Here is an 8,833-nt window from a genome sequence, read left to right on the forward strand (position 1 = left end):
AGCGAATAAGCCTTGGTACTCTATCGAGTAAGGTATTTATGATAAAGCTGACGATGGCGATTGTTCAAATCAACTTTGCGTCCATCGACATATAAAGTGTCAATTTTGCCAAATGCCGGGTCAAGAATGTCACCGCTGCTGATCACAATACTGGCATCGTAGCCTAAGGTAAGGGCACCAATACCATCGGCGCCGACAATTTTTGCGGCATCTAAGGTGATGGCACGTAGCGCTTCATCTTGAGTGAGACCCCATGCCACGGTTTGCGCGGCAGCAAGCGGCAAGTTACGGCTGTCCCAGTCATCACTAAAGCCAATTGCAAACGGAATGCCAGCGGCTTTGAGCATAGCAGGGATTTTGAACGCCTGACCGATCGGCTCGTCAGCGCGCTGCGGCAAATCCAACATATGGGTATAGACTACACTGGCTTGCATTTCGTTAAGGATATCCGCTGAACGCCACGCGTCATAACCGCCGACAATCACCAAGCTAAAGCCATACTTTTTACAAATTGCTGCGGCGTCTTCGATGGCTTGTTGTTTGTCGGCATGCACAAACAACTTACCGGTGCCGTTAAACAGCGGCAGCATCGCCTGCCAACGCTCATCAGGGGTTTTTATCTGTTTGGCTTTAGCGGCTAAAGCATATCGGTAGGCCGATTCAAAGTGCTGATCGATATCGATAAGCTTTTGCTCGTATGCTGCCTTAGCTTTTGCCTTTTTCTCATCAGTATCTAAACCCCAACGCGGCATACTCGGCCAGTTAAGATGAATTTGCACTGCGGCTTGATGTTGTGCATCTTCAATGGTCCAGCTGTCGAGATTGACCAAGGCTGATTGCCCGGCCAATCCATCGCCGCGCGGAACCACTTGCGCATAGGCGATGCCGTTGGCTCGTACCGTTGGAATGAGCTCTGAATCAGGGTTAAACGCAGTAGATGCCTGTAACTGCGGGTTATCGGTACCCACATCTTCAATATCATTGGTTGCGCGCACTGCAGATATTTCGACTAAACCAAGTGTGGTATCGAGCGCCACTAATCCCGGATAGACATGTTTGCCTGTTAAATCGATAACTTCAGCGCCTTCGGCCGTTAGCCCTTTTCCAACTGCAGCAATTTTACCCGCTTGCATTAACAGATCTGTATTCGCTAGCACTCCGTTACTGACAGTATGTAGTGTGGCATTTTTGAGTAAAATAGGCTGCTGTTGTTTCGGGCCTGGAATCATATCGTGCGCCATGACGCCGAGGCTGGCGGCACTTAACAGCAATGCTGCGGTAAATTGAGATATGCGCATTATCGTGCCTCCTTATGGCTGTCCCATGCATGGAATTCAGTATCGCAATGCCAGATGGGTTCGGGCTTGGCAGTCGATTTTTCACCTTGTTTACGCTGCTCGTCACTGCTGAGCACTTTTTGGATGAGCGCGGCCTTTTCTGCGGCAATATCTTGCGTGCGTTGCTCGTTGACGGCGCGGTCAAAGTAACGTTTACCACCGATCCAAACAGCCTTAGTTTTGGCATAGGCAGAGAGTGGGTTGTGATCCCATAAGACGAGGTCGGCTTGTTTACCGGCTTCGACCGAACCTGTCACTTTATCGACACCAAGCTGGATGGCTGGATTGATAGTGATCATCTTCCACGCTTCCTCTGGCTTCATATCGCAATACATGACCGATTTAGCGGCTTCTTGGTTCAAGCGGCGCTGCATCTCATAATCATCGGAGTTTATGGAGGTAACGACGCCTTTACGGGCCATCAGACAGGCGTTTTGCGGAATAGCGTCATAGACCTCAAACTTATACGCCCACCAGTCAGCAAAGGTAGAGGCTCCAGCCCCATGTGCAGCTAACTCAGGGGCGACTTTATAGCCCTCTAACACATGGGTGAAGGTTTTAACGCGAAAATCAAACTGCTCAGCTAAGCGCAGGAACATCAGAATCTCAGACTGCACATAAGAGTGGATATGGACATCCCGCTCGCTATTGAGCACCTCATCGACGGCCTCTAAGCGCAGGTTAGGGCGCGGTTCTAGCGTCCGCCGTTTTTCTCGAGAACGCAGCTCGGCGTAATCTTCGCGTTGTTCTTGATATTCTTTTGCGGCGTTAAACGCGTCGGTAAACAGTGCTTTTACGCCCATGCGGGTTTGCGGAAAACGCTTACTAAAACGTTCCCCCCAATTGCTTTGTTTAACGTTTTCTCCCAAAGCGAATTTAATGCCAGGGCGAGCTTGGGTAAATTTCAGATTCTCAGCGGTTTCGCCCCAGCGCAATTGGATCACTTGCGCTTGACCACCAATTGGGTTGGCACTGCCATGCAGTAGATTGGCGGTGGTGACACCGCCCGCCAAAGAGCGATATATTGCGACAGCATCGGGATCGACGACATCACCAATACGCACTTCGGCAGTGACCGCGTCAGTGGCTTCGTTCACCCCACCGTTAATCGCAATATGTGAATGTTCATCAATAATGCCGCTGGTCAGATGCATACCTTTGGCATTAATCACTTGGTAACCAGAAGGCGCGGCAATATTTTGGCCAATCTGTTTGATTTTACCGTCTGCGACTAGAACATCGGTATTTTCCAAAATACCTTTGTCTGTCGAGGTCCATACTGTGGCATTTTTGAGAAGAAGGTGTTCCGCTTGCGGCAGTGTGGGCGCGCCAAAGGCTTGTATTGGCTGTACCAGTTTCGATACATAACTAGCTTGAGCAGGCTTCGGTTCGCTCTTAGCAGTAGACTCGCTAGCGAGTTTTTTACCATTAATTGGCTCAATACTGCCATCGGCGGCAATACGTCTTCCTTGCACGCCTTGTGCATCATGCCACAAACTGAAACGACTAATACCGTCGATACCGGCCGCTGACAGTTCGGCGCTAAAACTGACTTTATCATCGTCTACGGTGAGATGTGCCACTGTGAGTTCATCATCACCTGCAGAGAGTGTACCTTTTGCTTTGCCTTTGGTTTGAGGTACTTCTAGGTTTAGTGTTAGCTCCAAATTACCCAAATTGAGACTATATTCACCATCCCAGTCGGCACTTTTCGCTACGAGCTTATGTTCTTCACCTTGGGTCCACACACTAACAATGGTGCCATCAGCAAACACATTACCTTTGGTTACCACTAAATCAGCCATATAGCCAGGCGCAATTTTTCCGGCAATATCTTCAATGCCCGCTGCGGTTGCAGCTTCGGTGGTCAATGCCGCCAATGCTTGTTGCTCGGTTAAACCAGCGGTTATAGCGAGTTTAAGACGTGGCCAGAAAGCATTCGTCTCAATGCCGTGTTGTGTCAGTGAAAATGGGATCTTATGTGAGGCCAATACGGCAGCATTGGCGGGTGCTCGCTCCCAATGGCGTAATATCGATAAACTGGTATTGTTGGCTTTTTCTTCGTCAGTCACATCGGGTGCGGCGGGATAATTTAACGGCAAAATCAGCTGTGGACTATATTGTCGCAATTCATCAATGCGGGCGTATTCCTGACCACTACCTAATAAGTGAATAGGTAATTTTTCTGCCTTAAGTAGTTTAGCTGCCCGTAATTCATTATTAAGATTAGTGGTTTCAAATATTACGCCACTCGATTTGAGATTACCTAATTTTTCTAAGGCGATATTAAATTCAGGCGCCTTCATTTCAGGATACTCTTTGGCTTTTGCCATATTCTCATTGTACCAACGAGCATCACTGAAGGTTTGACGGATCAGCGCAATACTGCCCATTAGCGAATTTGGATAATCTTGCGGAGAACTGCCTTTATCAAATGAGATAAATTGATGTGTTCGTGCTTTATAAATCACTTGGTTAGCGTTTTTATCCGCTAATGAAAGGCTGACACCTGTACCGCGAAATATGCCATCCTGAAACGCACTTTGCACACTGGTGAAGCCATTTGTTAACCATTTTTGCGCCGTTTTTTTATCCGGGTAAACATAGCTAAACCATTCTTTCTCTGCGTGAATAGCGCCGTTAGCAGCATTGCCACCGATACGTTTTATCTCATATACTGGAGGCTCATGTTTTTCTTCCGGTGCTTTATATTCAATACCGTAGTTGGTATACGGATCAATAAATCCTGGATAGATGGTATAGCCAGTGAGATTTATTTCGAAAGCACCCGCTGGAACATTGTTGTCAGACAATACTGATTTAATTTTATTGTTTTCAATGACAAGCGTTGCATCAGTTAATTGTTTTTGTGGTGAAAGCACGATAGTTGCGTGCGTTAATGCTGTGAGACTCGGCGTGTTATCGCTTTGCTGTCCGTCGCCAGCAAAGGCGCCTAAGCTGACGGTCGCAAGTAACGCGATAGGGGGGAATAGTATTTTCATCTATGCTCAGACCCTTGCAAGTATTAGTTTTAAGCAGCGTACAAGGTACCTTAGCAAATTTGTAAAAGCTATGCGCTAAATGTAATAAATTTGAAAGCTGTTGTTTCAAAAAAATTGCACAAAAAAGCCCCGAATCTCGGGGCTTCTATATTTATAGAGAGATTATTTCTCGATAAGGAAGTCTTCCATTGAACGACCGTTGTCGACTTCGTTTTTAAATACGGTTGGCATACGGCCTTGACCAGTCCAAGTTACCATTTCGCCATCGACTTCAATTTGGTATTTAGGTGGACGTGGTGCGCGTTTCTTGGTTGGCTTTGCAGCTACTACGCCTAAGTCTTCAACAGACAAACCAACAGATTCCATTTGCTGACGAATTTCTTCAATTTTCGCAATACGCGCAGCTTGAAGTTTTTCTTCTTCTTTCACTTCTTCTGCACGTTCAACGATAATTTTCTCAAGTTTATCAGCAAGAGATTTCAGGTCATCTAAGCTCAGGTCTTTAACCGCCGCCTTAAAACGACGACCATGGGTCAATATTTCGAGAAATTCGCTCATGTTGAATTTTCTTCCTTTAATACGGTATGAAAAGTTTAATGGCTAAATAATAGAAATAAGATGTCACAGAATCAAATAAATTTATCTTCATAATGTTATTTTTCTATTTAATTACGTTATTTTGCTGAATTGAGTTAATTCAATATTAAATTTGTGGCGTAAATCCCTCATAGCTAACAAGGATTAACTCGGGAGATTAAAACAGGTGTTTAATTGATGTTGACGTAAACGTAAGCTTGGCTTAGAGTTTGCCTGTGAGAGAAATCGGTCGTGGACGTCGCGACAGTAGTGAAGGAATAAGCAATGAAAGTAATGGTGGCAGTAAAGCGCGTTGTCGATGCCAATGTGAAGGTCAGAGTGAATGCAGAGCAGACCGACGTCGACACCGCCAATGTCAAAATGGCGCTGAACCCCTTTTGTGAAATTGCGGTAGAAGAAGCGATTCGTTTGAAAGAGGCCGGTAAGGCAACAGAAGTTGTGGTGGTCACCGTGGGCCCAACCGCTGCGCAAGAACAATTACGGACGGCTTTGGCATTAGGCGCTGATCGTGCCATTCATGTGGTACACGATGAAGCACTCGAACCCCTGTCAATCGCTAAGCTGCTATTTGCTGTTCAGCAACAAGAGCAAGCGCAATTGCTCCTGCTCGGCAAGCAGTCGATTGATGGCGACAATAATCAAACCGGTCAGATGCTAGCGGCACTCGCTAAAATGCCGCAGGCAACATTTGTCTCAGAAGTTGAACTGTTAGACGACGCCACTCTGGCGGTGACGCGTGAGGTGGATGGCGGTGTGCAAGTGATGAAGTTACCGCTGCCCGCAGTGCTCACTGCCGATTTGCGCCTCAATGAACCGAGATATGCCACGCTGCCTAATATCATGAAAGCCAAGCGCAAACCTTTGGATACTACGGATGCTAATGCCTTAGGAGTAACGCTCAAATGTCATCAGCAGATTATCAGCGTGGTACCTCCGAAACAACGCAGTGCAGGTGTAATGCTGGACTCGGTAGAAGCGTTGGTCGACAAACTCAAAAATGAAGCAAAGGTGATTTGATATGGCAGTGTTAGTGATTGCAGAACATGATAATGCGCAGCTGAAGGCTGACGTTGCCAAAGCGGTTACTGCTGCCGCGCAACTTGGACAAGAGATTCATGTGTTGGTGGCCGGGGCTGGTTGCCAAGCGGTAGCCGAATCAGCTGCGAAAATGAGTGGCGTGGCTAAGGTGCTATTGGCCGACAACAGTGTTTATCAACATCAGTTAGCCGAAAACTTCAGTGAGTTAGTGGTGGCGAACGCTGCGGGTTATAGCCATATTGTGAGTGTCGCGAGTGCCTTTGGCAAAGATCTGTTACCGCGAGTTGCTGCTTTGCTGGATGTGGCGATGATAGCCGATATTGTTGCCGTAAAAGACGCAGATACCTTCGTGCGTCCTATCTATGCTGGCAATGCACTGGCAACCGTGAAAAGTCTTGATGATGTAAAAGTCGTGTCGATTCGCAGCACGGCTTTTGATGCGGCTAGCAGTGATGGCAGCGCAGACATCGTTGCTGTTGAGCAGGTTTTTACACCAGTGAGCGAGTTTGTTAGCAAGACTGAGTTGCAATCTGAACGGCCTGAGCTTGGAAGCGCCAATGTGGTGGTTTCTGGTGGGCGCGCATTAGGTAGCGCCGAAAACTTTGCCTTGATTGAGCAGTTGGCCGATAAGCTAGGTGGTGCCGTTGGTGCTTCGCGAGCAGCGGTTGACGCTGGTTACGTTGCCAATGATTTACAAGTCGGGCAAACCGGCAAAATTGTGGCGCCATCACTCTACATTGCGGTTGGTATTTCCGGGGCAATTCAACATCTTGCAGGCATGAAAGATGCCAAGGTTATTGTGGCCATTAACAAGGATCCGCAGGCGCCAATCTTTCAAATTGCAGATTACGGCTTGGAGGCGGATCTGTTTGAAGCCTTGCCGAAATTAATAGAAATGATTTAACCTTGCCAATAATTAGAAGGCGGCTGAGGTTTGTCCTTGGCCGCCTTTTTATTTTGAGTCAGTTTCTTTGACCTGGAAACTGGCAGTAGAGGTGCGCTGGATAAGAGTCGTGGCAAGTAGGTGATTCCGTTTTATGTGCCACAAAAGGATTCAGCGCCGAAGCAGTGTGAAGTATCAAATCAACTGCTGGGGCTGTGGCCGAATAGGCGCAGCACTGTCACAGAAAGATGATTGAGTACCGACTCAATCCTGTGGAGCGCTACTTAATTTCAGGTGTTGGGCTTATGCCAATCTACGCCGTTGCTCTGCAAATGCTTTTGAACTTAACAAAAAGAATAACGACGTATGATCATTACTAGTTATGCCGATTCGGCATTGTCTTTACTTCCCCCCATTATTGCTATTGTGCTGGCTATTCTCACTCGTAAGGTGTTGGTATCTCTTGGCGTAGGTATTCTCGTTGGTGTGCTGTTATTAACGCAGTGGTCAATAGTTGATGCTGGGAGTTATCTTGCACAGCGCGTCACCGCCTTAGTCTGGGATGATGGTTCACTTAACAGCTGGAATCTATTTGTACTCGGCTTTTTAGTGCTACTTGGCATGATTACAGCGCTGATCACCACCAGTGGCGCGGCTCGAGCTTTTGCTGATTGGGGCAAACAACATATTCGCAAACGTCGTGACGCAAAAATGCTCACTATGGTGCTCGGTATCGTGGTGTTTATCGATGACTACTTTAATAGCTTGGTTGTCGGCAGCATCTCACGGCCATTGACGGATCGGTATTATATTTCGCGTGCCAAATTAGCCTATCTGCTCGATTCCACCGCGGCGCCAGTATGTGTTATTTCCCCCGTTTCTAGCTGGGGCGCTTATATCATCGCTTTAATTGGCGGTATTCTCGCGACTCACGGCGTGAACGATATTGGCCATCTCGCGGCGTTTGTTGAGATGATCCCGATGAACTTCTATGCGCTATTCGCCTTGCTGCTGTTATTTTTTGTGGCCTATTTTGAATTGGATGTTGGTCCTATGCGCCAGCATGAACAAGCAGCGCGTCGTGGCGAGTTATTTGATGAAACCAAAGGCACACCGCCGGGTGCTTCGGTGGAACTTAAAGAAGCCGACACTGGCAACGTGCTGGGCTTGTTTGTGCCGATAGGTGTGCTGGTGGCGGCTACCTTGTATTTCATGTTGGCCTCTGGTGCTGACGCGTTAGCGGCGAAACAACAAGAGTTCAGTTTAATTGGCGCCTTTGAGCTGACGGATGTTGCTTCATCGCTGTTTTATGGGGCGTTGTGCGGTCTCGCTGTGACACTGGTACTCGCGGTAATGCAAAAGTTGTCATTGGCTGCTATTGCTAACGCCTTATGGATTGGCGCTAAATCAATGCTGCCCGCTATCTATATCCTGCTGTTTGCGTGGACCATCTCTGGCGTGATTGGCACGCTGGAGACGGGAAAATATATGGCAAGCCTTGCTAGCGGTAATATTCCATTCGCGCTGCTGCCAGCTGTATTGTTTATCCTTGCTGGATTAACTGCGTTTTCTACGGGGACCAGTTGGGGCACCTTTGGCATTATGCTGCCAATTGCCGCCGATATGGCGATGGGCAGTCATCAAAGCATGATGTTGCCTATGATGGCGGCGGTGTTGTCCGGATCTGTGTTTGGCGATCACTGTTCGCCAATTTCAGATACCACGATTTTGTCGTCTACTGGTGCCAGCTGTCACCATATTGATCATGTGACCACTCAGTTGCCGTATGCCTTGATTGTCGCATTGTTATCGATTGGCGGCTATTTGGTTATGGGCTTTAGTGGCTCAGTAGTGGCGGGATTGGCCACCTGTTGCGTGTTATTTGTTGTGGCACTGATGTGGTTAAAAGCGCGCGCGAATAACTAATTGCCGCGTCTTAATTGAGATGTAAAAATCCACCTGCATAGCAGGTGGCT

6 protein-coding genes and 1 riboswitch are annotated in these 8,833 nt (G+C 47.6%); of the genes, 3 read left to right on the top strand and 3 right to left on the bottom strand.

Annotated features, from left to right (window positions below):
• Window positions 1-20: 20 nt before the first annotated feature.
• The 3 genes from HR45_RS18120 to HR45_RS18130 form a co-directional block, all read right to left on the bottom strand.
• A complete protein-coding gene (locus HR45_RS18120; protein ID WP_037445688.1) occupies window positions 21-1,298 on the bottom strand; it encodes an amidohydrolase family protein in 1,278 nt (425 codons plus the stop codon).
• A complete protein-coding gene (locus tag HR45_RS18125) occupies window positions 1,298-4,339 on the bottom strand; it encodes an amidohydrolase family protein (protein WP_037445689.1) in 3,042 nt (1,013 codons plus the stop codon). The genes HR45_RS18120 and HR45_RS18125 overlap by 1 nt, the downstream gene beginning before the upstream one ends.
• Window positions 4,340-4,501: 162 nt before the next feature.
• Window positions 4,502-4,897: an H-NS histone family protein gene (locus tag HR45_RS18130; RefSeq protein WP_037445690.1), complete on the bottom strand. Its 396-nt coding sequence runs from the start codon at window positions 4,895-4,897 to the stop codon at window positions 4,502-4,504.
• Between the two features lie 303 nt (window positions 4,898-5,200).
• On the opposite strand from HR45_RS18130, the gene HR45_RS18135 reads away from it, so the two are divergent.
• From HR45_RS18135 to HR45_RS18145, 3 genes are all read left to right on the top strand, one after another.
• Complete coding sequence (locus tag HR45_RS18135) at window positions 5,201-5,953, top strand: electron transfer flavoprotein subunit beta/FixA family protein (RefSeq protein WP_037445691.1); 753 nt, start codon at window positions 5,201-5,203, stop codon at window positions 5,951-5,953.
• Between the two features lies 1 nt (window position 5,954).
• Window positions 5,955-6,878: an electron transfer flavoprotein subunit alpha/FixB family protein gene (locus HR45_RS18140; RefSeq protein ID WP_037445692.1), complete on the top strand. Its 924-nt coding sequence runs from the start codon at window positions 5,955-5,957 to the stop codon at window positions 6,876-6,878.
• Between the two features lie 78 nt (window positions 6,879-6,956).
• Window positions 6,957-7,148: riboswitch (Lysine riboswitch) on the top strand.
• A gap of 75 nt (window positions 7,149-7,223) precedes the next feature.
• Complete coding sequence (locus HR45_RS18145; RefSeq protein WP_037445693.1) at window positions 7,224-8,783, top strand: Na+/H+ antiporter NhaC family protein; 1,560 nt, start codon at window positions 7,224-7,226, stop codon at window positions 8,781-8,783.
• Window positions 8,784-8,833 lie beyond the last annotated feature (50 nt).

It is taken from the genome of Shewanella mangrovi (assembly GCF_000753795.1).
Taxonomy (GTDB): domain Bacteria; phylum Pseudomonadota; class Gammaproteobacteria; order Enterobacterales; family Shewanellaceae; genus Shewanella; species Shewanella mangrovi.

What these genes read in the sequence shown, in the direction of transcription:
- HR45_RS18120 (WP_037445688.1), bottom strand. Translation starts at nt 1,298, where the DNA reads ATGCGCATATCTCAATTTACCGCAGCATTGCTGTTAAGTGCCGCCAGC.
- HR45_RS18125 (WP_037445689.1), bottom strand. Translation starts at nt 4,339, where the DNA reads ATGAAAATACTATTCCCCCCTATCGCGTTACTTGCGACCGTCAGCTTA.
- HR45_RS18130 (WP_037445690.1), bottom strand. Translation starts at nt 4,897, where the DNA reads ATGAGCGAATTTCTCGAAATATTGACCCATGGTCGTCGTTTTAAGGCG.
- HR45_RS18135 (WP_037445691.1), top strand. Translation starts at nt 5,201, where the DNA reads ATGAAAGTAATGGTGGCAGTAAAGCGCGTTGTCGATGCCAATGTGAAG.
- HR45_RS18140 (WP_037445692.1), top strand. Translation starts at nt 5,955, where the DNA reads ATGGCAGTGTTAGTGATTGCAGAACATGATAATGCGCAGCTGAAGGCT.
- HR45_RS18145 (WP_037445693.1), top strand. Translation starts at nt 7,224, where the DNA reads ATGATCATTACTAGTTATGCCGATTCGGCATTGTCTTTACTTCCCCCC.